The following is a 23859-nucleotide window of genomic DNA, read 5'->3' as shown; positions in this document are numbered from 1 at the left end:
AATTGGTCGCCTCAATGTCTGCTCCTAATTAATAGAAGACTTCTTTATTCGGAATTAAACGTTGACATATTGTCATTCAGTTTTCAATGTTCTTTGTGTAAAGTTTTGTGTTGTTTGCGTCAATCTCGTTGACTGCTTAATTAGTATATCATGCGGGATTTTCAATTGCAAGCACTTTTTTGTTTCTTTTTGTTAATTTCTTTGTTGTGTTTTGTTGTGCGCTTGTTTCGAACCCGACAAGAGATAACTATACAGGACAATCTATATTTGCGCAACCCTTAATTTAAATTTATTTCGAAAAAATAAAAAGAGCCTTGCGGCTCTTATATTTCCGTTCTGTATTCAATAGCTTTCGAAAGCGTCACTTCATCGGCGTACTCGAGATCGCCGCCTATCGGCAGCCCGTGAGCGAGCCTGGTCGTTTTGATTCCTATCGGTTTTATAAGCCGCGTTAAATACATTGCGGTACTTTCTCCTTCTATATTAGGATTAGTCGCGAGAATCAGTTCTTTTACTTCCTCATCTTTTAAACGTTCCAATAATGAAGGTATATTTATATCTTCAGGGCCGATGCCGTCCATCGGACTGATGGCACCCCGCAGCACATGATAGAGTCCGTTATATTCGCGCATTTTTTCCATAGCGATAACATCCTTCGTATCCTGTACAACGCAAATGGTGGAACGGTCTCTATTTTTATCTTCACATATATAGCAGGGATCAACATCTGTAATGTGTCCGCATATACTGCAGAAAGTCAACTCCCGCTTCACCTGCATTAAGCTTTTCGAAAAGTCGACTACGTCGTCTTCCTTCATATTAAGTACATAAAATGCCAGGCGCTGAGCTGTTTTCGGCCCAATACCCGGCAATTTCATGAAGCTGTCTATGAGCTTGGATATCGGTTCAGGATAATGCATCTACATCATCCCTGGTATATTTAAACCTTTAGTGTGCTTGCCTAAACGTTCGCTTGACAGTTCATCCGCTTTGTTTAAAGCTTCATTTGTTGCAGCAACGATTAAATCCTGCAGCATTTCGACATCATCCGGATCTACAACTTCTTCTTTGACAATAACATCCAGCACTTCTTTGTGTCCGGATACTACTACTGTGACCATGCCGCCGCCAGCTGTACCTTCAACTTGCTCTTCTTTCAATTTAGCCTGTTCTTCTTCCATCTTCTTTTGCATTTTCTGCATCTGTTTCATCATGCCTTGCATGTTATTCATACCACCGCGCATGTTTTCATCCTCCGATACATTATTTTATCACTTACATATTATATATGATTATCTTCGATTTACAAACTATCAGTCATTAACTTCTACGATATCACCGAACATCTTCCGGGCGATATCCGAAGGCTTTTCTTCCTGCTGCTGTTTTTGCTGAATATCATTGCGGTGACTGTCGATATAATTTTGACGAACCTGCTGCCAGCTTGAATCCGGCACACCGACAACCTGCACTTTTTTACCAATAATAGTAGGAATCAGATTTTCCAGTTCTTCTTTCTTCTCTGCATTTTGATTTATAAGCTCAGAGTGCACATCATTATCAAACTTAATCAGCACATGCGTATCACTTGCCGCGACCGGTACCGAGTCTTTTATCAGTGCGCGAAGAGATTGAAGTCCCTTTTCTTCTATATACTGATATACTCCCGGCCAGCCGTCTTTCAGCTTAACCAGATCTTCCTTATTAGCAGAATTCAGCACACGTTCTATTTTTTCTACAGAAAAACCTTGTCTGCTCCTGGCCGAAGAAGATCTTTTCGGTTTTTCTTTTACAGCTGCTGCACCGGAAGCAATTTTCTGCTCGAGATGCTTGAGCTGCGCTTTTAATTCTGCAATCTCTTCCGATGAGGCACCGCCTGCAGCTGCTGCCGGCAACGGTGCATCGAGCACGCGGATCATCTTAACGATAACGATTTCCAAATGAACACTGACGCTCACAGAAAAACGCATGCTGACCATCGCATCGTTCAGCACATCGATCATCTTATACAGAAGTTCATCTTCCACATGTACGAATGCAGTCTCTTCTGAAATCTCTCCTGAATGTTTCATCAGAATGATATCTCTTATAAAATAGACAAGTTCATGAACAAGACGCGTCGGGTCTTTCCCTTCATCAATCAGCTGATGAAACTTCTTGAAAGCCGCTTCAGAGTCCTTCTGTTCGATAAACTTCATCCATTCATTCAATTCATCTCTTTCGATACCGCCTGTAATCATTACAGCATCCTGCATAGTAATTTCATCACTGCTGAATGCAATCACCTGATCCATTATGGACAAGGCATCGCGCATCCCGCCTTCTGCGATTCGCGCAATATATGACAAAGCTTCTTTATCATAGGCAGTGTTTTCCTGCTGCGCTACAAATTCGAGACGTTCTGTAATTTCTTCTATATCCAGCGATTTGAAATCAAAACGCTGGGTTCTGGAAATAATCGTTGCGGGTATTTTGTGAGGCTCTGTTGTAGCCAAGATGAATATCGCATGAGCCGGCGGCTCTTCCAATGTTTTTAACAGTGCGTTGAATGCTCCTGTTGTCAGCATATGCACTTCATCTATTATATATACTTTAAACTCCGCTTCTGCCGGAGCATACTTTACTTTATCTCTTATATTGCGGATTTCGTCCACACCGTTATTACTTGCAGCATCAATTTCAATTACATCATTAGCGCTGCCGTCTGTAATGGAAACACACAGTTCACATTCATTACAAGGTTCGCCATCCGTCTCAAACTGACAGTTCAATGCTTTGGCAAATATCTTGGCAATACTCGTTTTCCCTGTCCCCCGCGGGCCGCTGAATAAATAAGCATGGGATTCCTTATTGCGCGTAATGGCATTCTGCAAAGTTTTTGTGACGTGATGCTGGCCAACTACATCGCTGAACTTTTGAGGCCGAAAAGCTCTGTATAACGCCTGGTACTCCATTATTATGGCACCTCAACTCTTCATAAATTCTAGCTATAATTATAACACACAGGCTTCTTTATATTCCTGTTTTTAGGCATAAAAAAAGACCTCATTCATTATGAAGTCAAAATAAAAACCGTGCACCACTTTGTCGAGTATGATGCACAAGCGTTACTCGGGAGACCAGCTCAACCACGGCAACCCTACGGCACATAGAATGGGCCACTTAATGCTGCTTCCTTCCGGACCTGACATGATTCATGACGTTCTATTGCATAGGACCGCAATCTCAACACTGGAACTCCCGAGGCAGTCCTCACACTTCAAACCCTCAAAAGTGGAATTCAGCCTTGCTCGAGCGGATTGCAAGTACAGGGCACCGCTACCTCCCCGCTTAGCACGGTATGTTTTATAATAACAAATTACTTATCGTGATGCAAGAATTCTTTTATCTTGCGGATATTTTCCTGAATAAAGCAATGCCAATTGCAGCCAGCAGCAATATTGTTCCGCCTGAAATAAGTATCAGTTCAAATGCCGACATTCCGTCTGAGGTCTCGGATGCCTGCTGATCTGTTTCTGCTGCTTCAGCCGGCAGCTCCTCGTCCGCTTCTTCCGGCTCTTCTGTTTCTTCAGGTACTTCTTCTGTTTCCGGTTCTTTTTCGACCTGTATTACTGCAATTTCATAACCGAGCTTATTGCGGTTCTCCACCTTGACTTCGATGGGTTCAGCTGCCGCCTGATAAGTTTGGCTGTCCACGGCTTTCAATGTATAAGTGCCGTTCGCAACATCTGTAAAAGTAAACTCGCCTTTATCATTCGAGACAGCTTCTATTGAATCGTCTTCTGCAGATAAAAGAAGTTTTACATTCTCAGCCGGCGCCTCATCTTCTGTTACAACACCGCTGACAGTATGTCCTTCACCTTTAACTGCGTTAATGGTCAGTTCTTCTGTTTCTTCCGGCTCTTCAGGTACTTCAATCGTTTCAGGTTCAGCAGCCGGTTCTGTGTAAATTTCCGGCTCTGTATACTCTTCTTCATACACTTCACTATAAGGCTCTGTATAGGATTCTTCATACACTTCCGGCTCTTCATACTGCTCACTGTAGCCGTCATTATAAGTATTATCTTCCGCTCCGTTATAACCGTTATCCCATGCACCTTCTCCCTCAGCGCTGTCATTCTGATACCTATCATTTTGGAAGTTCTCTTCATAACCCGGTTCTTCATATGTATTATCGTACGCTGGTTCCTGCCAAGGCTCTTCGTAATATGTGCCTCCGCTGGTTCCATCGTCAAAAGTAGTGCCCTGCTCCACCGCGAATGCATGGGCAGGGGTAAATATTATTAAGACTGCAATCAATGCCACCAGATATTTCTTAATCATCGTCACCCTCCACATTATCAATAACAAGCCATGGTCTTTCATTTTCAAAATAAACTTTGACCGGTGTTTTATAAGTGTCACTCAGCAGCTTTCCTGTCAGCACTTCTTTTTTCGGTCCGGCGGCAACGATACCGCCGTCTTTAACTAACAAGACATGGGTAATCGCACTCGTGAGTTCTTCAATGTGATGCGTGACATACAGCAGATGGCGCTTTTCCTGCGGAATCCCGTTCACTATCTTCAGTACATCTTCACGTGCCCGGATATCCAGACCGCTGCATGGTTCATCCAGGATTAAGAGCTCGGGTTCACCCATCAGTGCCCTCCCGATTAGTATTCTGCGGCGCTCGCCTTCTGAAAAAGTATTATACGTTCTATCTGACAAGTAGCTGAGATTCAGTTTTTTCAGTATATCTTCCGCTTTTCTCTTCGATGCTGTATCAATACTCTGATAAAGTCCGAAGGATGAAAACTTCCCGCTCAGGACGATATTGAGTCCGGTTTCCCGGTTCAGAGTCTGATAAAATTTATCGAGACTAGAGCTGACAAAACCGATTTTCTTCCTCATCTCGGGCAGGCTTGCCTTGCCGAATTCCGTGCCGACCACCCTTGCGCTGCCGTCCGTCGGATAATTATAACCCATAATGATATCAAGTACAGATGTTTTTCCGGCACCGTTTAATCCGAGCACCGCCCACTGTTCACCCTTGTTCACTTCAAATGATACATCGTTTAATATCGTTTCGCCATTTCGCCGCCAAATAATATTATTTAATGAAAGAACTTTTTCCACAGCTGTCACTCCCAATAATATATTCTTTTCCATTATAACCGGAAAAAGCCGGCTGTATCATTAAAAATCCCGGGATATTTACCGATGTATTAAGAATCGATAAATATCCCGGGAAATCACTTTACTCTTCAACTTCAGTATAACCCTGATCCAGAAGCATTTCCGCAGAACGTTCCATGCTGATACCATCTGACGGATCTCCTTCAAAATCTATGCCTTCAACATTTTCAAGTTCTTCAGCATCAATTTCATCATAGACGATAGAAATGTTTTCCGTCGCCTCTTCATCCCCGAAATCAAAACTGTGCTCTACACCCGCTAAATCCTGGTACTGATCTGAATAGCCTGCAAAAATCTCTTCGGCCTGTTCTTTGTCGATTCCAAGTTCTTCATAATTAATAATGTTCTCAGTCGACTGGCTGATAACCTCATCACCGTTATGTGTATAAACCAGCGTACTTTCCACACCCTGGTCATTCAGTTCAAAGATCCTTGTCTCTTCACTGCCGCATGCAGTCAGTATAATCATCAAAGCTGCAAATAGAAATAACGCCCACGCTTTTCGCATAATAACCTTCCCCTTTTTCTTCTTTACTATTATACATACCTTATAATGCAGACGGTAAACTACTTATTTATACATCAACAATCTCTTGATTTTAGAATATAAACAGAAAAAATATTTCATTTATGTTTTAGAAAAAATAGGCCGGGTAACTATATATTGTGACATGAAAAACTGATTCAAATTAAAAATCTAAGTAAACAATTATCTCTATGGAGGGGAATATTAATGAGTAGAATTGAAAATTACGTTACAGAAAATGATGCCTTGACGCGCGTTGAAGAATTAATAGCAGAAGGTGTTGCAGACCGTGACATTACAGTATTATCACAGCAGCCCGTAAACAAAGATACTTTTGGCAATACCGATGTAAACTTCAGAGATTCAGAAGGCTCTGCATGGGATAAGTTCGTTTCATTCTTCTCACCGGATGATCCTGAAGAGAAAGTGCTAAATGATTTAGGATTAAGTCAGTCAGAACAGGTCCAGTATAGAAATTCATTAAATGCAGGTGAAGTGCTGGTATATGTTGATACACCTGATGTTGATTCAGACAGCACTATGAACTATGGTGAAACACGCGACACTTACGATTACGATAACAAAACAAACGCTACAGGTGCAGGCCTTGCAGGCAGCGCAGCTGTAAATGACGGCTACAATAACGATACAGTCAGCAATGACAATTTATATGACAGAGACCCTGAGCTGGATGCACGTGCAGTAGATCGAGATAATGATCTTACTGAAGAAGAGAGAATTCAGCTGCGTGAAGAACGGGTTAATGTTGACAAAGAAAACGTTCAGACTGGTGAAGTTACTGTTGATAAACATGTTGAAACCGACAGACAGGAATTTGATATTCCAGTAGAACGTGAAGAAGTCGTAATTGAACGCAATCCGGTTGACGATGTTCCGGCTAAAGGCAACTTCGATGATACTAACGATGTAGATGAAGTCCGCATTCCGGTGAACGAAGAAAGAGTCAACGTGGATAAAGAAAATGTAGTGAATGAAGAAGTTACTATTAAAAAAGAAAAACACGAAGATGTGGAACATGTTTCTGAAGAAGTCCGCCGTGAGGAATTAGATGTTGATGAAGGCGACTTTAATAAGGATAACGTGAGAAAAGACGGTCTTCGCGACAACGATTTCAGAAAATAAATGATTTATGAATGTACCCGGAGTTTCCTCCGGGTATTTTTTTATGTCCTTTCTGCTTTCAGCACAAAAAAGACTGCCTCCAAAAGAGACAGTCCCTATATCATTAATTAGCGCCTGCAACTTCTCCTGCTTCAGCTAATTGTCTGTTATCTTTTAAATACATTTTAATGCCTTCTGCTGCACGGTAAGCAAATGCTCCAACAGTTCCTGTCGGATTATAGCCGCCGTTATGAGGGAAGTTTGAACCGCCGATAACAAAGACGTTATCTTCGTCCCAAATCTGAAGGTAGTTGTTTACAACACTTGTTTCCGGGTCAGCACCTATAATCGTACCTCCCACAATGTGGTCATTGTGCGCAGGGAAAATATCGAAATGTTCCGTGAGTTCTCTGCGGTCTGTTTCCACCGCACCCATCTCAACCAGAATTTCTTCGATCAGGCAAACCGCAATTATTTTGAAGACCAGCTTTATAAAAAGCTGAATCAAGAATATTTAAGTCATTAAATTAAACAGGACAATGTATAAAAATACATTGTCCTGTTTTTGTTTTGTTCAGCTAAGATAGGGTAAATATTTAATATGGATTTGTTATAGGAGGGGATATATTTGGCCAGATTAGAAACATATATTAACGAAGATGATTTAGTGAATCGTATTCATCAGCTGCGCAGAGAGATGGACGTAAACAATAATCAGCTGACTCTTTTTTCGAATACATCATTTGAAAGTGTCGAGCTGAACGAAGATATTGAAAAGAAATCCATCGACGGTACTGCCGGTGATAAGATTGTTACTTATTTCTCCGCAGGGGAACCGGAAGATCGCCGTATGGCTGACCTCGGGCTGACACATGAGCAGCAGGAAGCTTATAATTACGCGCTCGAACATCATCAGTACATTCTGTACATCAACCATCCCGAATTAGACGGCGTATTTAAATCCGAAATGAAAGATATGCCGTACGATCGGGATACTGAAGTCGTTGATATGGAGCAAGTTACTGAGAATCGTAAAGAACTATAGTATTTATTAAGTGGGTCTCTACAGACCTGCTTATTTTTTTAAGGAGCGAATGCAGTGATACTTAACAAAACGATTGAACAGTGGTGTAATGAATTTCCGGGAGTTCGAGATTTAATCGATTATAAAGAGACATTCTGGTTGAACAGTAATCAGTCAGCTGCAGAAACTGTTCTGCCGGATTTAATACTCAGCGAAGATGATATCTTAGATGCAGAAGCGCGCTTAAAACGTTTTGCTCCCTTCATTGCTCATGCCTTTCCTGAAACAGCAGTCCAAGCAGGAATCATAGAATCGCCGCTGACCCGGCTGAGTCATATTCAGACCGGTTTAAAAAACCTGTTCGGCAAGGAGATTGACGGAGCTTTTTATTTAAAAGAAGATAATAGACTGCCGATTTCGGGTTCCGTCAAAGCACGCGGCGGAATTTATGAAGTTCTTACTTTTGCAGAAAGTCTCGCTCTTCGGGAAGGTCTTATTACTGAAAAAGACAATTATAAAAAATTTACTGATACAGAGTTTAAAAATCTTTTCTCTGAGTATTCTCTCGTCTGCGGTTCAACTGGGAATCTCGGTTTAAGCATTGGGATTATCGGCGCGGAACTGGGTTTTAAAGTAATTATTCATATGTCCGATGATGCGAGACAGTGGAAAAAAGATATGCTGAGGGCTAAAGGCGTTAAAGTCGTCGAACACAGCGATGACTACTCGAAAGCAGTGGCTCAGGGCAGAAGAGACAGTCTTAAAGATGAGCGCAGTTATTTTATTGATGATGAGAACTCAAAAACTTTATTTTTGGGATATTCAGTTGCCGCTATCCGGCTGAGGGCTCAGCTCCAGGATCAGAATATTAAAATAGATAAGAAACATCCTTTAAACGTATATCTGCCGTGCGGTGTAGGGGGCGGCCCCGGAGGTATTGCATTTGGTCTCAAAGTCATTTTCGGCGATGCTGTAAATTGCTATTTTGCCGAACCGGTACACTCGCCGTGCATGACTCTCGGCATGATGACCGGCTGCCACGATAAAGTTTCAGTGCAGGACTTCGGCATCGATAATATCACAGCTGCTGACGGACTTGCTGTCGGCAGAGCTTCCGGTTTTGTCGGAAAGCTTCTCGAAAACCTGATAGGCGGTGCCTATACTGTCAGCGATGAAAACCTATTTAAAATGCTGGCTCTGATGTATGACAGTGAAAATATTGAGCTGGAACCATCTGCTCTTGCCGGTGTTATCGGTCCCCTCTCTGTAAAGTCTGAAGGTACACATATAGCATGGAGCACCGGCGGAGATATGGTTCCTGAAGATATCTATAAGGAGTATTACCGTAAAGGGAAAGATTTGTTATAGTGCGAGTTCACAAAAAGGAGAAGCTGCGGCTTCTCCTTTTTTGACTTTATATCAAGGTTTCGAAGACCTCATTTAAAATTTCGTGATCCGGTTTTGAACCCAGATTTTTCGTTATCACACCTTTAACATGCTTAGAATTCATATTCGATTCTATTTCAGATACCGATTCCTTACTTCCAATAAGGTAGGCGCCTTCCAAGCCGCGGTCTTTAAGTTCTTTATCCAGCTGCGCAGCTAAATTCTTATACCAGCGGTGCTGATTTTCTGCGAACCGGTGCTGAAAATCATCTTTACCGCCGCCTCTAGCCCGCGATGTAGTCGCTTCTTCATAGTCTATCCAGTTTTCACTTTCGACATCCCAGCTGTATTTTCTTGTATCTCTGATAATTCCAAGTGACGTTTCGATAAATGTTACATCAGCCTGCTGTACTGCAACTAAAGCTGTTTCAGGAAACCGCTGCGCAAGTTCTTCGATCTGCTGCATTTCAGCAGTCTTGCCCCAATGAAATGATGTTGTGACCGGAACTTGCAGTATTCTTGCTTTCCACAGTTCTCCGTCAGCAGATGCGACTAGTATAAATCCTTTTCGCATCTCACGCTGATGTGTCGCAATTTCTTTCTCCACTTTATCCTGCAGTTTTTTCAGCGCTTTCAATTCTGTTTGATTATCCTTTTCTTTAACTTCTTCTTTAAGTTCTTTCAAACCGTTTTTTAAATGTATCTTCCATTCACCGTTTGAAAGATTACCTGAACTCGCGTCCGTGTTTAAGTGGATAGTCAGTATTCCGGTTTCATCGCGTTTTCCTTTGATTTCCTCGATAATCTCTGCTAATGACATTATTACCTTACTCCCCTTTCAGAATTACATAGTTTCAATACCTTACCCTCATAATTTTTTGCAAAACAAAAATATCACCTGCCGTTAATCCGGCAGGTGATATGATTATGCTCCGCTATTTTTTGTAATTTCTTTATCGCGTCTGCCGTGCAGGAAATAATACACAATAATACCGGCAAGAACGACAAAAGCAAGGGTCATGTACATTCCTCTGTAACCGAGTGACGGCACAATATAACCAAGCAGGAACGGTCCGAAACCAAGACCGAGATCGAGCGCGATAAAATACGTTGTATTTGCAAGGCCCAGACGTTCCGGGGGTGTTACTTTAATTGCAAGCGCCTGGGTAACCGATTGTATGTTGCCGTAACCGAAACCAATCAGTGCTGCAGCAATCAGGAAGACCATGGTCAGAGAGGCCTGGCTGATAACGGCGAGTCCGATAGCAAACATAATAATTGCAGGGTACATTACAATATTTGCGCCTTTACGGTCAAGGAGCGGTCCTGTAATCGGCCGCGACAGAAGCACCGTGATACCATATACCGTAAAGTACAGGCTTCCGGCCTGAATCAGGCTGATACTTTCCGCATAAGCGGTCACATAGGATAAAATTCCAGAATATGCGAATGCCATTACAAACATAACTGCTGAAATCGGCATGGCGCGTTTTTCGAAAAAATCCATGATTTTAAATTTGCCGCTGTCCGTCGACTTGGAAGGCTGACCCGGAGGTGCCTTAACTGTCAGACCGATGACCAGACTGATGATTGCCATGGCAAATGAAAAGAGAAAAATACTCGTAAATCCGTAGGCTGCAATTAAAGACACACCAATTAGCGGGCCGACCGCAGTCGCGAGAACTACCGACATACTGAAATAGCCGATACCTTCTCCGTTTCTGCTTGGCGGAATAATCTGCGCAATTATAGTACCTGTTGCGGTCATTGCATAACCCATTGCTGCACCGTGCAGAATTCGCAGGACAATAAGCGTATAAATACCCATCGGAATTAAATAAGATGCGGTCAGTATAACGATGAGCACCGAACCGATTATCAGCATCTTCTTACCGCCCATCGCTGTAATATGCTTGCCTCCGAACAATCTCCCAATAAGCGAGCCGATGATAAAGGCACTGGATACAAGACCGGCCATACCGACCGAAGCATTATATTCCCCGGCTGCGTACATCGCCATGGTTACAAGCAGTAAATACTGCGACATCATAAGCGCAAAGTTAACAATTGATGTATTGATAAAATCTTTCGTCCATAATCTGTCTTTATATACTTCTGACACTGTTACTGCACTTCCTTAGTATTTTATTGAATCTCTCTATTTTCCATTAAACAGGGAGCCTTGTCTATAGTCCGTGCTCAAAAAAGTGGTTCACAAGATCTTCAGTTTCCGAAGCAAGCATTCCAACTCCTCTGATTAAATAATCTGAGCCTGCCGACAGAGCGCCGATTGTGTAGAAATTTTCCAGGGTTCCAAATCTCGGGCTGATGATTTCATGGTTTTTATTAATCAGCACTCCCCCGAATTCATCCGCTTCCAGCAGCATTGCATCATACATATTTTGCAGCAGCTTCGTATCATCCTTTTCAATAGACTTAACAGGTCCTGTAGCATTAATTAATATATCAAAGTGTTCTGATTTCCCATCGTCAAAGGTCACGGTAAATCCGTTATCCGCCGACGCGGATTCCATGCCGTGCATGAAGACAAGTTTTCCTTCATCAATCCATTGAAGAATCTCATTTGCCCCGTATGGCGGCATCGGTGAGTGATTGCCGCTGATATAAGGATGGTATTCTTTTAAAAACGTCCGTTTATCCCTTCGCGATAAATACTTAAACAGTACTTTAAATGTTTCTTCCAGATCGGTGATTAAATACTGCAGTTTTCCTACACTCTCCGGGTGTTCAAGGTCATATTTCAAATCGATTTCAGGGCGGTCCGTTTTACGTTCGAAGAGGGACGAGTCCACCTGCTGCGCTTCCATTTCCAGCTTGAACAGTCCAAGCAGTTTCTCAAGCGGTATCAGTCCATCTCTTTCATACTGCAGGGCTGCTTCCAGCGTAAAATGCTGCGGTTCAATATCAAAATGTGTACCTCTCACTGCAGGCATTTCTCCGCTTCTCGATAAAACATACACTTTTTTATGTCCGTTCCGGATTAAATATCTGAAGCTGTCAATTGCCGATAAGCCGCTTCCGATAATTCCTATTCTGCCTGTAAGATGTTTTAAATTATCCTCTATGGGATAAGGATTATAAAAATAATTGCTGTCACCTTTAAGTTTGTATGGATCACTGTATGACAATTCGCCTGTCATTAAAAATACAGCATCGTAATCACAACTCACATTATCCGCACGGAGCGTATATGTCCCGCTCTCTTCGTTAAATACAATATTTTCCGCATATTTTTTTATAATATTAATATTGTCATGTGCATCGCTAAAAGATGTCAGAGTACTGTGCATGTATTCTCCGTAAACTCTGCGGCTCGTAAAGCTTTTAACTTCATGGCCGGTCTTCTCCAGCCACTTTATATAATCATCAGAATCTGCAGTCAGGGACATCTCTTCAGCCGGCAGATTAATCACTAAATGATCATCATCATGCTGGTAAGCATAACCCCGCCCCATCGTTTTGGGGGCATCATATATATCGATTTCCAAGTTTTTGCCGAATCTTTTATCGTTTACAAAAAATTTAAGGATTGAAATACCAGCAACTCCTGCACCTGCAATCGCTATTCTTTTAATCTTCATAGTTTCACCACTGTCCTCTGGAAGTTAACTTTCTCTCTAAGTATATAAATAAAGAGAGCAATCCGCCAATTTTGAAATTGTAATATGATAAAATACATTTAACAAGTAAACGCCGGGGTGTAGATATGGAGATTAACAAAATTTTAAAAGATACAGCGATTATGACTGGACCATTTCCGGAGCTGGATAAAACATTAGATGAAAATCCACTCGACCGGTTCGCTGCCTGGTACGTTCACGCACTAGAAAATGGTACGGCCGAACCCAGCAGTATGGTACTCGGAACTGTTGATGAGGATAATAACCCTGATTCACGGGTAGTACTGTTAAAAGCAATGGATAATAACGGCTTTTATTTTGAAACTGGAAAAGCCCGGGAAAAAGTAAAGCAGCTGGCACATCACAGCAGTGTTTCATTAAACTTTTACTGGAAAGAAGCAGGCAGACAGATTCGCATTAAAGGGACAGCTGAAGCGGCAGAGGATATTTCACATGTCGCTGATAATTTAGACGCAGCTGTGCGCGATTTAAATGCTTATAAAATTGTGCCTTCGGAGATAGAGTTTTATCAGGCATTAAATGAAGGCGGCTATGCCCGTCTCTTCTATAAATCAATAAACGGTACATGGAAGTGCGACTGGCTGTAGCCGGCGCACTTTTTTATTTACTATGCAGACTATGATTAAATCCCCTGTTTCATGTATAGTAGGAAATAAATTAATATAGAGGTGACTCCATGATTCCGCATATAGTACAGTGTACTGTCAATGATACTGATACGCTGCTAAGATTAAGTTATCGTACTTTCTATGAAGCGTTTGAAGCTCAAAATACAGCTGAAAACATGAAGGCTTATTCAGATTCTGCCTTTACGGCCGAAAAAATCCGGAAAGAACTGAGTCATCCGGATTCCCGTTTTTATTTTATTTACAGTTCTGAGACACTTGCAGGATATTTAAAAGTAAACATTAATTCCGCTCAGTCCGAACCCATGGGACCGGATGCACTTGAAGTGGAAAGAATTTACGTTCTCCAAGAATATCACAAACAGGGGCTCGGCAAAGCACTGCTGAGCTATGCCCACGATATTGCCCGCCAGCTTAATAAAAACAAAATCTGGCTCGGTGTCTGGGAAAAAAATGAGAATGCCATCGGTTTTTATAAAAAACAGGGCTTTAAGAAATCAGGTTCCCATTCTTTCTTTATGGGGGATGATGAACAGACGGATATTATAGCCGAGAAAATTTTATCATAAAAACAGAAGGAGAAACTGCTATTGAATAATAGAATAGATCAGCCCTTATTGAACAGCAGAAATTTAAGATGGCTGTTAATTATCGGTGTTATTTTAGTCGGTGCCAACCTCAGGGTTCCGTTGACTTCTGCAGGCGCACTGGTGTCTTTTATACGCGATGACTTCAGAATCAGTAATGCCCTTGCTGGAGCAATTACGACACTGCCGCTCATTGCATTTGCACTGCTGTCGCCTTTTGCACCGAAAATTGCAAATAAAATCGGCATGGAGCGGACGATCGCCATTTCCCTCGCACTCCTTATTATAGGAATTCTCATCAGATCTGCAGGCGCTATTGAATTATTGTTTACAGGCACCTTGCTGGTCGGGCTTGGCATTGCCGTCGGGAATGTTTTAATCCCGGGTATCATCAAGATGAATTTCCCGTTTAAAATCGGTTTGATGACCGGGCTGTATGCGATTGTAATGAACGTGTTCGGTGCCCTCGGTTCCGGTTTAAGTATTCCTATTGCTACATCAGGCAGCTTTGGCTGGCGCGGTTCTTTAGTTATATGGAGCGGGCTTGTACTGATTACACTGCTTATCTGGCTGCCTCAGCTGATGAAAAAACACGATACTAAAAAGAAAATTAACAACCAGAAAATCGGCGGCATGCTGCGGTCCCCGCTTGCATGGAAAATTACTGTCTTTATGGGGGCCCAGTCCTTAATATTTTATACATTGATTACATGGCTGCCGACAATTTTAACTGCTAACGGCTACGATATACATCTTGCCGGCTGGGGTGTATTTATCTTCCAGTTTGCAAGTATCCCTTTTACATTTATTATTCCCGTTATAGCCGATAGAATGAAAAATCAGGTAATGCTTGCCTTTGTCAGCAGCGGACTGATTCTTGCAGGAATCATCGGGCTCTTGGCGGGTCTGTCAGAGCTTTCAATACTCTGGGCAGTATTTCTTGGTATCGGGAACGGCAGCGCATTTTCACTGTCGATGATGTTCTTTACACTCAGAACTAAAGACGGCTATGAAGCTGCTGAACTGTCCGGCATGGCACAGTCATTAGGTTATCTGCTTGCTGCAGTCGGCCCTGTGCTGGTCGGCGGCCTGCAGGATATTACTGGCAGCTGGACGCTGCCGCTGTCAATGATGGCTCTCTTTGCCATTGTAATGCTCATCATGGGCGTTGCGTCCGGTAAGAACAAACAGGTTTCAGGCAATCTGTAATATATGAATGAAAAAGGCTTTCGGCATATGAATTTTACATATGCCGAAAGCCTCTTTTAATACTATATTTTATTTTTTTCCTGTTCTCTTTTCAATTTTTCAGGAGTTACGTCATTTCCGAGCGGATCGACGACTGTCAGTCCTGAAAAGGAATCAAGTACCTGCCCTCTAATTTGACGAAGATAATCTTCTCTTAAGACTTTCTGCTCCTGTTTCTGTTCTTCAGTCAAACCGACTGTTTTTTGTATTTTTGCCAATTCATTTATTCTGTCTAATCCTGCGATCATATTTGACCCTTCTTCCTTTTATTGATTAAAAAATGTAAATTTCTGTTCTCTGTGTACCGGAAACTTCGGTACAACAAATTCTCCGAGTTCTTGGATTACTTCTGCCGCCGGGCGGCGGCTGCCTTTAAGCCCGATTGATATATGATTGACGCCCGCTTCCTGATAGGCATTCAGGTAATCCACTAAAAAATTGCGTCCTGCTCTAAAGCTGATGTCGAGTGTTTTCGGTGCTTCGTTTGCCCGCTCAGACAAATCAATCATCAGAGGCTGCGTAAATGGTTTAAATTCTTCAGTCAGCCCGCGCCACTTATTTATCAGCGCTTTTTGTCCTTCTAATTTCTGAGGATAAAACATCCAGCCGTCTGTATGCTCAGCAAGCCACTCTATTGTCTGGCTGCTGTAGCCTGTACCAAAGACCGGAATTGTTCCGAAGTCGGGTTTCGGTACGACATCACCTTCGGTTAAGTTTGTCCGTTCTGTCTGAGTAACTGAAAATTCTTCGGCCCACAACTGTTTCATCACATCAAGCGACTCTCTGAATAATTCACCTTTATTATCCCGGTCTACTTTAAAAGCCGGGAATTCTATTTGCCGGTCACCTGTTGCGACTCCCATTATAAACCGCTGACCAGATATACTGTCGAGCGTTGCAGCAGATTTTGCTGTATGAAAAGGATGACGTAATGTCGTTACAATACTCCCGGTTGTTAAGGCAATACTTTTCGTGTGAGCCGCTGCATATGTTAAAAACATAAATGGATCGTACAGTCCGCCGACATCACCGAAATTCGGATCATACAGCGGCGCATCACGTACAGTTAAAGCTGCAAAACCGTAATCTTCAGCCTCTTTGGCAAGCTTCATCTGTTCATTCAAGTCCATCTCGGGAAAGCTGCCTGTATAAGCTTCCAGAGGAAAACCTAAACCCAGTGTCAATTTATCTTCTTTAAACATACGTTTGAAACCTTTATGCTCTTGAAATTTCGCCATGTATCATCACCGCCTTTAAATCACTTTATTGTTTTCGACCCATGTATACAGCTGTTCACACTTCACTGCATAACGGCCTTCTTTTACTTTTTCGTGTAAGGAGAAAATTGTTTCACTCTGCAGTATTCTCTGCCACGATTGTTCCGCTTCAGTCATTAAATTATCAAGCAGACACGGCTCTTTCGCGTTCTCGAGACGAAACATTTCATTGAATATTCCGCTTGAAGAATACAGAGACTGGCGTCCTTCCACCGCGAGATAAACATCGTAAACTGTAATATCTTCCGCAACCTTATTCAGTTTAAAACCGCCTTTGACACCGGGTGTCGATGATATAATACCGGCACCGACAAGTTTCCTCAGTAATTTTTGAAAGTATGTCGGAGATGCTCCGATACATTCGCTGAGAGAATCTCCCTGAAGCAATTCTCTCTTTTCCAGCATATTTAACAAAATCAATGCATACACACCTTGTTCCACACCTGTTTTCATTTGCATCTATATCACCATTTAATTATTTTTATATCGTGGATAATATTTATCCGAGTTAGTATACTAACACAGGCTAAAAGAGATATCAAGGGTCTTGTCTGTTTAGAGGTTTAGAACACTGCATAATAAGGGAATGGAGATACTATTACAGTTTATTGCGAAGGAGTGAATCTTATGGGTGTAATTCGAGGTATAAATCATATTGGAATGACTGTTCCGGATATAGAAATTGCAACCGAATTTTTTAAAAACAGCCTCGGTGCAAAAATTGCTTATGATTCACAGACGCTTGATGACCGGCCGAGAGGCGGACCCTTAGTCGAAAAGCTGCTCGGTATTCCTGAAGAGTCTTATATAGTCAAAAAAAGAATGCTGACTATCGGCAACGGACCGAATATAGAAATGTTCCAGTTTTATAATGTACATTCCAGAAAACCGTTAAGTTTGGAAGACTACGGTTATACGCACCTCTCTTTTTATACAGATGATATTAAAAAATCATATCAGCAGATGAAGGAGGCAGGGGGCCAGCCGCTGTCAAATATTCATGCCAATACCCGGTTTGAAGATACAGAAGGCAACGGTACAGTTTATTTTAAAACGCCCTGGGGCAGTTTAATCGAACTTCAGACCTTGCCGGAAGGTTATTATTATCCGCCCTACAGTGAAGCGGAAGTTTTTGTCCCAGATGAAAAGCAGTCTTCTGAAAGTTAATCAGAAGACTGCTTTTTATTTTAGCCAGCCCTTATCAAGAGCCTTTTTAATCGCTTCTATTCTATTACTTACGCCGAGCTTTTCAAGCACAATTGATACGTAATTTCTGATAGTTCCGTTCGATAAATGCAGTTCTTCGGCGATGGATTTCGTTGTCTTTCCATCTGCGAGCAGCTGGACAATTTCAATTTCCCGTGATGTCAGAGGGTTATCAGTTTCAAATGCGATATCGATCAGTTCAGGGGAGTAAATCCGCTTCCCGTTCATAATCTGCCTGATTGACTCTGCGAGGGTTTCGCTCGGCGTATCTTTCAGCAAATAGCCGCTGACCTGCGCTTTTTTGGCACGTTCAAAATATCCCGGCCTTGCATAAGTAGTCAGTATAATCACCTTGCAGGCGGTCCCCGCGAGCTTTTCTGCAGCATCCAGTCCCGTCATGACGGGCATTTCAATATCCATTAAACAAATATCCGGCTGCTTCTCTTCAACAAGTTTAAGTGCTTCTCTGCCGTTCCCTGCCGTGCCGACTACCGAAATATCTTCTTCCAGGCTCAGCAGCGAACTGAGCGCACTCAGCAGCAGATTCTGATCTTCAGCCAATACAATGCTGATCATTCTACCCCTCCTCTATTTGCCGCAATACTTTCGGCACTGTCATATTCACTTCAAAGCCGCTCATAGAGCTGTGAACATGCGATTCACCGTTAACAAACTGCAGTCGTTCTTTCATGCCCTGCAGGCCATTGCCGTAATTAAAACTGTCCGCACCCGTGCCGTTATCAGATACTTTTAAAAATATATCTCTGTCTGATTCTGTCATAATAATCATGCATTCTGTCGCATCGCTGTGCTTTAAAATATTGGTCACGGATTCTCTTAAACACATGCTCAGCACATTTTCTATCAGTATAGGAACATTGTCAAAATCCGTTTCTAAAATTTCCTGGTGTTTGACTCCTGCAGTATCTAAAATCATTTTTGTGTTTTTCAATTCTTCTGCAAAGCTGACATGTCTCATATCGCTGATCATTTCACGGACTTCTTTTAAAGCATGACGCGCAGTATTCTGGATATCCTGAAGCTCGGCCTTTGCCTCTTCCGGCCGGCTGTCAATCAACTTTCTCGATAAATCACTTTTCAACCCGATCATCGACAATCTTTGCCCGAGTGTATCGTGAAGATCACGGGCAATACGATGGCGTTCTTCTTTTATCGCGAGTTCCGCAATGCGCTGATTGGCATCTTCCAGCTGAGCTTCCAGTTCCTCCTGCTTGAGCCTGCTGCGTTTATTCAGCGGGATTAAAATGACTCCGAGAATCGTCATAATTAAAAAGGGCAGATGATTTAAAAATATCATGTAGTTAAAGAACGAAGCATAGACTATCGCCAGTACCGTAGTCACCAGTAACACGACGTACATCGTAATAAAGCCTGCTTTTTTTCTAATGTTACCAATATAAATTGCGATAAATAAGGCAAAGTATACATAACTGAATAATATCGTCATTATAATATTAATAATAATCTCGACACTGATTCCGATATAAATTAACGCGCCTTTTGATTTAAACGTCAGCCAATATACTGCAAAAAATATTAACGTTGTTACAATACCGGTAATTATTTCACTGAGCGATGTGGCACGAAAAATGAAATAAAAAGGCAGCACACAAAAGATAATCCAGATATAAAGACTCAGTCCCGTATTCGCCGGGAATATATGATACCAATCTTTCATTTTTCTCTGCTCCTCCGTTTTTCTGTTCAGCCCATTATATCAAACGACGGTCCGCACAGACGAAACATCCTCCTATTTGTATAGGAGGATGGTGGTGATTCTTATTCTGCAGTGGGATTCTGGCTGGTTTTCCCTGCCAGACGTTCCCTCATATTTTTAAATGTGATGAAAGTATTATTCTCTTCATCGTACAGACGGAATTTTATCGATTCCAGACTTGTCTTCAAGGTAATTGTCGTCGCTTTGTGAAGCGGCGGTGTGTTTTCATGCGCCTCTTCAAGATGGTAGTTCGGCACGCGCGGTGCCAGATGATGCACGTGATGATAGCCGATACTTCCCGTCATCCATTCGAGCCATGCAGGAAGTTTGTAGTAAGAACTGCCATCTACCGCAGCTTTTACGAAGTCCCACTCGGATTCATTTTCAAAGTATGAATCTTCAAACTGATGCTGGACATAGAACAGCCAGATGCCTGCCATACCGGCAACGTATATAATCGGCAGCTGCACCATCAGTAAAACGTGCCAGCCTAAAGTGAAACCGATAATTAAGTAAATCGCAACGATAATCAATGTAAGGACATGTGTATTAATACGTTCCTGGCGTTTCGCCGCTTTACGATTCACACGGTTGGCAATCAGAAAGAGGTACAATGGACCGAAACCGAACATTACAATCGGATTGCGGTATAGGCGGTATTGCAGTCTTTCCCACTTACTCGCTTCTTCGTATTCCTTCACCGTCATTACCCAGATATCACCGACGCCGCGTTTATCCAAATTCCCGCTCGTCGCGTGATGAATTGCATGTTCTTTTTTCCATTTCTCATATGCAAAATGTGTAATAACTCCGGTTAAGTTCCCGAAAAAATTATTTAATTTCTTATTTTTAAAGAACGAACCGTGCGTGCAGTCGTGGAAAATAATAAATGAGCGAATCATGAATCCCGCTGCCAGTATTGAGAACGGCAGGCTCAGCCAAAATGATACGCTGAGTGACTGATACGCTAAAAACCATAGTAAGAAGAATGGCAGTATCGTATTCAACAGCTGTATGACACTTGTTTTAGTTTGTGATTTTGCGTAAGGCATAACACTTTTTCTAAGAGCTGCCTGTTTTTCTTTAGTCATATGCTTTCCTCTTTTCCATATCTATTCATATATAAGTATGAATGATGGTCACTTAAGGGTATAGACTAAACTGTCAGGACATTCACATGACATTTGTCATATCAGCTAGCCGATTTTTACTTTTTCAGCCATTCTTTCCAGTGTTGCGTACACGCTCAGTGCTGCCAGCGCACTTGTTTTCGGATTTTCAGGCAGCGGATTGTTGCTGACAGTCAGCTCTGCATCACCAAATCCACCGGATATATTAATCGTATGCGTATTTTTATCTGCCTCAGGATCTGCTATCAAAACAACTTCAGTCTTATCAATACCTAAGCCCGCTAACGATAAAATAATCGATATATTCATGTTTTTCGGGAATTTATCGATTGCCTCCCGGGCTTTCCCTTTAAAGACCGTGGTTTCAGCGCTGACCGGTTCATCAATAAGCGATGATGCAGGTTTCCGGGTCGTTAAAGTAACTTTTTCCAGATTGCCGAGTGCTCTGGCATTTTGAACGAGATCAAGCCCGCCGATTCCGCCTGAAGGCAGGTGCAGGGTTTTACTGGTTTCAGCAGTTACTGTTTTCAGCAGTTCTTCATCCGCCAAGGCACCGATGCTGATCAGCATTGTGTCCTTTTCTTTAATGATGTCAGGAAGCAGGGTTTTAACCGTCCCAACATTGGCTGCTTCCACGATAAGATCTGTATCTGCAGCAAGAAATTTTTTCAGATCTGTAAAGAGTTCTACATTATACTGTTCTTCAAGGTGCTTATACTTATCGTAATTTCTTACAAAGACGCTTCTAATGTTTAAGTGTTCGTGAGTTTTTCCGTTAATATTTTTTAACAAATACTGTCCGATTGCTCCGGAACCGACCAAACCGATATTCATATAACTTTCTCCTCCTGTTAAAATTACCATTCCATTTATCTTAAGCATGATCGCTGATGAAAGCAATTTTATAAAAAAACAGCTCCTTATCAGGAGCCGTTTCTTAATTTTTTATCCGAAAAATGCTGTCACTGCATCAATCATGCTGTAAATTCCTAAAAACGAAACAACCGCAACCACTGCAAATCCGATGACATTTAATACAGGGCCATTTTTATACTGTCCCATAAGCCCTTTTTTATTAATAATAATGTAAATTAAAATTGCAATAACAGGCAGAACAATACCGTTTAGCGCCTGGGCGATAAGAATCACTTCAAGCGGCTCAAAACCGATTGCGGATGTGACGACACCGATTAATATAACGGTACCGAACACCATTTTAAATTTCTTGCCTTTCATTCCGCCTTCCCATTTGAAGAAAGAACTGACCGTAGCCGCAGCCCCCATCGGTGATGCCAGTGCAGATGAGAATCCTGCTGCGAACAAACCTATACTGATAAAGACAGGCGCCCATGTTTCACCGAGAATCGGTACAAGAGGGCCGGCAAGTGCAACCACGTTATCTACTTCCTGTCCGTAAATTAAAGCACCGGCAGAAATTAAAATTGCACCTGAAATAAGACCGCCGATAGCGATTGAAATAATTGTGTCCCAGCGTGCCAGGTTCAAGTCTTTCATACCGTTAAATCTTTCATGCACCGCAGTCGCGTGCAGGAAAAAATTATACGGTACAACTGTCGTTCCAATTAATGCAATGACCATAATAATGGAACCATCCGGTATGGAAGGTAAAAATGCACCGCTGAACACTTCGTCCCAGTTCGGCTTTACCAGGAACATTGTTGTAATGAATATTGAGCCCATGATTACCATCAGTCCGAGCATAATTTTTTCTATAATTTTGTAACTGCCCAGTAGTCCAATTGTCAGTATTATTATTCCGACTATCGGGGCAAGTATATTCGTTGGTATATTAAGCAGATATCCAAGACCGAGTGAGGTTCCGAGCAAGTCTCCGCTCATGTATGCCGCACAACCTATAGCAACTGCCAGCATAGAAATCCAGACGACAAGAAATTTCCCTACTGTATGATTAAATAAATCGTAAATGGCTTCCCCGAGACCGCGCCTCGTTACTAAAGCCAGACGGATAATCATTTCCTGAAGAACGATTGTTGCAATGACGGAGAATAAAACCGCCCATAAGATACTGTAGCCAAATCCAGCCCCGGCACGTGTCATTGTTGTCACTGTCCCCGGACCGATGAATGAAGCTGTGATGACCATACCGGGTCCCAGAGCTTTTAGTATTTCCTTAAATCTGTTCATCAAGATCCCATCCCTTGTTCAATCAGATTTTGCCTAAATATTTTAAGTGTCCGGCTAGGACATACAGTACTGCGTAGCTGACAAAATGAGCCGAATTCTGATTGGCATCCATCATCGGATACACTTCAACATAATCCATGCCGACGAGACCATATTTACCGAATTCATGTATTAAAGTGAGTAATTCATAAGATGTTAAACCATTCCCGTCGACAGGGCCGCCTGGATTGTAGGCAAAATCCAGCACGTCACTGCAGATAGATAAATAGACAACATCCACATCTTCTGCCGCCATATCGTAAATTTCTTTCGCATAGGCACGTAAATCTTTAGCTTCCCTAATTTCGTTAATCGTAATTGTCACAGCGCCGTTTTCTTTTGCGTAGCGTCCTGTTTCAGGTTTGTTACGCGGACCGTGAATTCCCGTATGAATAATCGATTGGTTGCGCACTCCTTCAGTTTCATACAAACGCATAAATGGCGTATTGCGTGCATAGCGCTCTCCTTCATAATCAGGCATATTATCGTAGTGAGCATCTAAATGTATAATGCCGACTTTCTTACCGCTGTCCGCAAGAGACTTCAGTATCGGATATGTAACACCATGTTCTCCGCCAAAACCGACAAGGAATTTCCCTGTTTTCCATAACTCAGCAGAAAAATCTTCGATGTTCTGATAAGACTGTTCATTATCGTGTGCAACAAAAGGCACATCTCCCGCATCGCCGAAGGATAAATGTTCGGTAACATCAACGTGATCGAGCTCTGGTAAGTAGCCGCTGTAGCGCGCTGAAGAAGAACGAATCTGTTTCGGTCCGAGTTCGACCCCTGTATAATCACCCCAAGTACTCTCACCTTCAAATGGCGCACCGTAAAAGATGACATCTGTATCATAAGAGCCCTTTTCCACAAGATTTTCCGCACCTAAAAAGCATGGGATATTTCCATAAATATTTTCCTTCATAAATATAAAACCCCTTTTTAT

Annotated in this window: 26 protein-coding genes and 1 other RNA gene; 7 read left to right on the top strand and 20 right to left on the bottom strand. The window is 42.2% G+C overall.

Translation table 11 applies throughout. The features are described 5' to 3' along the window. Positions 1–323 precede the first annotated feature (323 nt). The 7 genes from recR to DFR63_RS09330 form a co-directional block, all read right to left on the bottom strand. Positions 324–920, bottom strand: a complete 597-nt coding sequence (gene recR, locus DFR63_RS09360) for a recombination mediator RecR (protein ID WP_115885683.1) — start codon at positions 918–920, stop codon at positions 324–326. Continuing rightward, positions 921–1244: a YbaB/EbfC family nucleoid-associated protein gene (locus DFR63_RS09355; protein ID WP_115885682.1), complete on the bottom strand. Its 324-nt coding sequence runs from the start codon at positions 1242–1244 to the stop codon at positions 921–923. Between the two features lie 69 nt (positions 1245–1313). Then, entirely contained in the window at positions 1314–2954 is a 1641-nt protein-coding gene (gene dnaX, locus DFR63_RS09350; protein ID WP_115885681.1) for a DNA polymerase III subunit gamma/tau, read from the bottom strand. A 118-nt stretch (positions 2955–3072) separates the two neighbouring features. Next, positions 3073–3339: signal recognition particle sRNA large type (gene ffs, locus DFR63_RS09345), an RNA gene on the bottom strand. Between the two features lie 45 nt (positions 3340–3384). Continuing rightward, positions 3385–4323: a carboxypeptidase-like regulatory domain-containing protein gene (locus DFR63_RS09340; RefSeq protein WP_115885680.1), complete on the bottom strand. Its 939-nt coding sequence runs from the start codon at positions 4321–4323 to the stop codon at positions 3385–3387. Further along, positions 4316–5116 carry an ABC transporter ATP-binding protein gene (locus DFR63_RS09335; protein WP_115885679.1) on the bottom strand — a complete coding sequence of 267 codons (801 nt, stop codon included), beginning with the start codon at positions 5114–5116 and terminating at the stop codon, positions 4316–4318. The genes DFR63_RS09340 and DFR63_RS09335 overlap by 8 nt, the downstream gene beginning before the upstream one ends. Before the next feature lie 121 nt (positions 5117–5237). Beyond that, the gene (locus DFR63_RS09330) at positions 5238–5684 is read right to left on the bottom strand and encodes a YehR family lipoprotein (RefSeq protein WP_115885678.1); all 447 of its coding nucleotides are present in this window, start codon (positions 5682–5684) and stop codon (positions 5238–5240) included. A gap of 225 nt (positions 5685–5909) precedes the next feature. Between DFR63_RS09330 and DFR63_RS09325 the strand changes: the two genes are divergently transcribed. Next, entirely contained in the window at positions 5910–6845 is a 936-nt protein-coding gene (locus DFR63_RS09325; RefSeq protein ID WP_115885677.1) for a DUF2382 domain-containing protein, read from the top strand. A gap of 103 nt (positions 6846–6948) precedes the next feature. Here the strand turns inward: DFR63_RS09325 and DFR63_RS09320 are convergent, their stop codons facing one another. Next, complete coding sequence (locus DFR63_RS09320; protein ID WP_342767908.1) at positions 6949–7332, bottom strand: GMC oxidoreductase; 384 nt, start codon at positions 7330–7332, stop codon at positions 6949–6951. A 120-nt stretch (positions 7333–7452) separates the two neighbouring features. On the opposite strand from DFR63_RS09320, the gene DFR63_RS09315 reads away from it, so the two are divergent. Together DFR63_RS09315 and DFR63_RS09310 are read left to right on the top strand one after the other, a co-directional pair. Beyond that, positions 7453–7869: a general stress protein gene (locus DFR63_RS09315; RefSeq protein WP_162842335.1), complete on the top strand. Its 417-nt coding sequence runs from the start codon at positions 7453–7455 to the stop codon at positions 7867–7869. A 54-nt stretch (positions 7870–7923) separates the two neighbouring features. Continuing rightward, entirely contained in the window at positions 7924–9216 is a 1293-nt protein-coding gene (locus DFR63_RS09310) for a D-serine ammonia-lyase (protein ID WP_115885675.1), read from the top strand. Between the two features lie 46 nt (positions 9217–9262). Here DFR63_RS09310 and DFR63_RS09305 read toward each other — a convergent pair whose 3' ends face one another. The 3 genes from DFR63_RS09305 to DFR63_RS09295 form a co-directional block, all read right to left on the bottom strand. Beyond that, the gene (locus DFR63_RS09305) at positions 9263–10054 is read right to left on the bottom strand and encodes a VLRF1 family aeRF1-type release factor (protein WP_115885674.1); all 792 of its coding nucleotides are present in this window, start codon (positions 10052–10054) and stop codon (positions 9263–9265) included. Positions 10055–10159: 105 nt separating this feature from the next. Further along, positions 10160–11356 (bottom strand): MFS transporter, encoded by a 1197-nt coding sequence (locus DFR63_RS09300; protein WP_245954170.1) that lies wholly within the window; start codon positions 11354–11356, stop codon positions 10160–10162. A gap of 64 nt (positions 11357–11420) precedes the next feature. Continuing rightward, on the bottom strand, positions 11421–12836 hold the full coding sequence (locus DFR63_RS09295) for an FAD/NAD(P)-binding protein (RefSeq protein ID WP_115885673.1): 1416 nt from the start codon (positions 12834–12836) through the stop codon (positions 11421–11423). Between the two features lie 125 nt (positions 12837–12961). Between DFR63_RS09295 and DFR63_RS09290 the strand changes: the two genes are divergently transcribed. From DFR63_RS09290 to DFR63_RS09280, 3 genes are all read left to right on the top strand, one after another. After that, positions 12962–13483: a pyridoxamine 5'-phosphate oxidase family protein gene (locus tag DFR63_RS09290; RefSeq protein WP_115885672.1), complete on the top strand. Its 522-nt coding sequence runs from the start codon at positions 12962–12964 to the stop codon at positions 13481–13483. A gap of 89 nt (positions 13484–13572) precedes the next feature. After that, on the top strand, positions 13573–14091 hold the full coding sequence (locus DFR63_RS09285; RefSeq protein ID WP_115885671.1) for a GNAT family N-acetyltransferase: 519 nt from the start codon (positions 13573–13575) through the stop codon (positions 14089–14091). A gap of 21 nt (positions 14092–14112) precedes the next feature. After that, positions 14113–15318 carry a CynX/NimT family MFS transporter gene (locus DFR63_RS09280; RefSeq protein WP_245954169.1) on the top strand — a complete coding sequence of 402 codons (1206 nt, stop codon included), beginning with the start codon at positions 14113–14115 and terminating at the stop codon, positions 15316–15318. A gap of 62 nt (positions 15319–15380) precedes the next feature. Here DFR63_RS09280 and DFR63_RS09275 read toward each other — a convergent pair whose 3' ends face one another. The 3 genes from DFR63_RS09275 to DFR63_RS09265 are packed head-to-tail and all read right to left on the bottom strand — an operon-like array spanning position 15381 to position 17093. Further along, positions 15381–15605 carry a DUF896 domain-containing protein gene (locus DFR63_RS09275; RefSeq protein ID WP_115885669.1) on the bottom strand — a complete coding sequence of 75 codons (225 nt, stop codon included), beginning with the start codon at positions 15603–15605 and terminating at the stop codon, positions 15381–15383. A gap of 18 nt (positions 15606–15623) precedes the next feature. Next, positions 15624–16595, bottom strand: a complete 972-nt coding sequence (locus DFR63_RS09270; RefSeq protein ID WP_115885668.1) for an LLM class oxidoreductase — start codon at positions 16593–16595, stop codon at positions 15624–15626. Positions 16596–16610: 15 nt separating this feature from the next. After that, complete coding sequence (locus DFR63_RS09265) at positions 16611–17093, bottom strand: RrF2 family transcriptional regulator (RefSeq protein WP_115885667.1); 483 nt, start codon at positions 17091–17093, stop codon at positions 16611–16613. A gap of 168 nt (positions 17094–17261) precedes the next feature. On the opposite strand from DFR63_RS09265, the gene DFR63_RS09260 reads away from it, so the two are divergent. After that, positions 17262–17801: a VOC family protein gene (locus tag DFR63_RS09260; protein ID WP_115885666.1), complete on the top strand. Its 540-nt coding sequence runs from the start codon at positions 17262–17264 to the stop codon at positions 17799–17801. A gap of 15 nt (positions 17802–17816) precedes the next feature. Here DFR63_RS09260 and DFR63_RS09255 read toward each other — a convergent pair whose 3' ends face one another. The 6 genes from DFR63_RS09255 to DFR63_RS09230 form a co-directional block, all read right to left on the bottom strand. Then, positions 17817–18416: a response regulator transcription factor gene (locus tag DFR63_RS09255; RefSeq protein ID WP_115885665.1), complete on the bottom strand. Its 600-nt coding sequence runs from the start codon at positions 18414–18416 to the stop codon at positions 17817–17819. Between the two features lies 1 nt (position 18417). Next, entirely contained in the window at positions 18418–19539 is a 1122-nt protein-coding gene (locus DFR63_RS09250; protein ID WP_115885664.1) for a sensor histidine kinase, read from the bottom strand. A 101-nt stretch (positions 19540–19640) separates the two neighbouring features. Next, positions 19641–20669: a Delta(5) desaturase DesA gene (desA, locus tag DFR63_RS09245; RefSeq protein WP_115885663.1), complete on the bottom strand. Its 1029-nt coding sequence runs from the start codon at positions 20667–20669 to the stop codon at positions 19641–19643. Positions 20670–20774: 105 nt separating this feature from the next. Then, positions 20775–21542: an aspartate dehydrogenase gene (locus tag DFR63_RS09240; protein WP_115885662.1), complete on the bottom strand. Its 768-nt coding sequence runs from the start codon at positions 21540–21542 to the stop codon at positions 20775–20777. Positions 21543–21653: 111 nt separating this feature from the next. Further along, entirely contained in the window at positions 21654–22874 is a 1221-nt protein-coding gene (locus DFR63_RS09235; protein WP_170133375.1) for an Nramp family divalent metal transporter, read from the bottom strand. A gap of 22 nt (positions 22875–22896) precedes the next feature. After that, positions 22897–23838 (bottom strand): agmatinase family protein, encoded by a 942-nt coding sequence (locus DFR63_RS09230; RefSeq protein ID WP_115885661.1) that lies wholly within the window; start codon positions 23836–23838, stop codon positions 22897–22899. Between the last annotated feature and the right edge of the window lie 21 nt (positions 23839–23859).

It is taken from the genome of Jeotgalicoccus halotolerans (assembly GCF_003387165.1).
Classification (GTDB): Bacteria; Bacillota; Bacilli; order Staphylococcales; family Salinicoccaceae; genus Jeotgalicoccus; species Jeotgalicoccus halotolerans.
This window is presented reverse-complemented; position numbering and strand designations above follow the sequence as displayed.

Bases quoted from the DNA above. Each gene is read 5' to 3' on its own strand.
- DFR63_RS09250 (WP_115885664.1), bottom strand. From the start codon at position 19,539: ATGAAAGATTGGTATCATATATTCCCGGCGAATACGGGACTGAGTCTT.
- DFR63_RS09230 (WP_115885661.1), bottom strand. From the start codon at position 23,838: ATGAAGGAAAATATTTATGGAAATATCCCATGCTTTTTAGGTGCGGAA.
- desA (WP_115885663.1), bottom strand. From the start codon at position 20,669: ATGACTAAAGAAAAACAGGCAGCTCTTAGAAAAAGTGTTATGCCTTAC.
- DFR63_RS09285 (WP_115885671.1), top strand. From the start codon at position 13,573: ATGATTCCGCATATAGTACAGTGTACTGTCAATGATACTGATACGCTG.
- DFR63_RS09270 (WP_115885668.1), bottom strand. From the start codon at position 16,595: ATGGCGAAATTTCAAGAGCATAAAGGTTTCAAACGTATGTTTAAAGAA.
- DFR63_RS09290 (WP_115885672.1), top strand. From the start codon at position 12,962: ATGGAGATTAACAAAATTTTAAAAGATACAGCGATTATGACTGGACCA.
- recR (WP_115885683.1), bottom strand. From the start codon at position 920: ATGCATTATCCTGAACCGATATCCAAGCTCATAGACAGCTTCATGAAA.
- DFR63_RS09275 (WP_115885669.1), bottom strand. From the start codon at position 15,605: ATGATCGCAGGATTAGACAGAATAAATGAATTGGCAAAAATACAAAAA.
- DFR63_RS09235 (WP_170133375.1), bottom strand. From the start codon at position 22,874: ATGAACAGATTTAAGGAAATACTAAAAGCTCTGGGACCCGGTATGGTC.
- DFR63_RS09240 (WP_115885662.1), bottom strand. From the start codon at position 21,542: ATGAATATCGGTTTGGTCGGTTCCGGAGCAATCGGACAGTATTTGTTA.
- DFR63_RS09265 (WP_115885667.1), bottom strand. From the start codon at position 17,093: ATGCAAATGAAAACAGGTGTGGAACAAGGTGTGTATGCATTGATTTTG.
- DFR63_RS09260 (WP_115885666.1), top strand. From the start codon at position 17,262: ATGGGTGTAATTCGAGGTATAAATCATATTGGAATGACTGTTCCGGAT.
- DFR63_RS09330 (WP_115885678.1), bottom strand. From the start codon at position 5,684: ATGCGAAAAGCGTGGGCGTTATTTCTATTTGCAGCTTTGATGATTATA.
- DFR63_RS09255 (WP_115885665.1), bottom strand. From the start codon at position 18,416: ATGATCAGCATTGTATTGGCTGAAGATCAGAATCTGCTGCTGAGTGCG.
- dnaX (WP_115885681.1), bottom strand. From the start codon at position 2,954: ATGGAGTACCAGGCGTTATACAGAGCTTTTCGGCCTCAAAAGTTCAGC.
- DFR63_RS09295 (WP_115885673.1), bottom strand. From the start codon at position 12,836: ATGAAGATTAAAAGAATAGCGATTGCAGGTGCAGGAGTTGCTGGTATT.
- DFR63_RS09305 (WP_115885674.1), bottom strand. From the start codon at position 10,054: ATGTCATTAGCAGAGATTATCGAGGAAATCAAAGGAAAACGCGATGAA.
- DFR63_RS09355 (WP_115885682.1), bottom strand. From the start codon at position 1,244: ATGCGCGGTGGTATGAATAACATGCAAGGCATGATGAAACAGATGCAG.
- DFR63_RS09340 (WP_115885680.1), bottom strand. From the start codon at position 4,323: ATGATTAAGAAATATCTGGTGGCATTGATTGCAGTCTTAATAATATTT.
- DFR63_RS09325 (WP_115885677.1), top strand. From the start codon at position 5,910: ATGAGTAGAATTGAAAATTACGTTACAGAAAATGATGCCTTGACGCGC.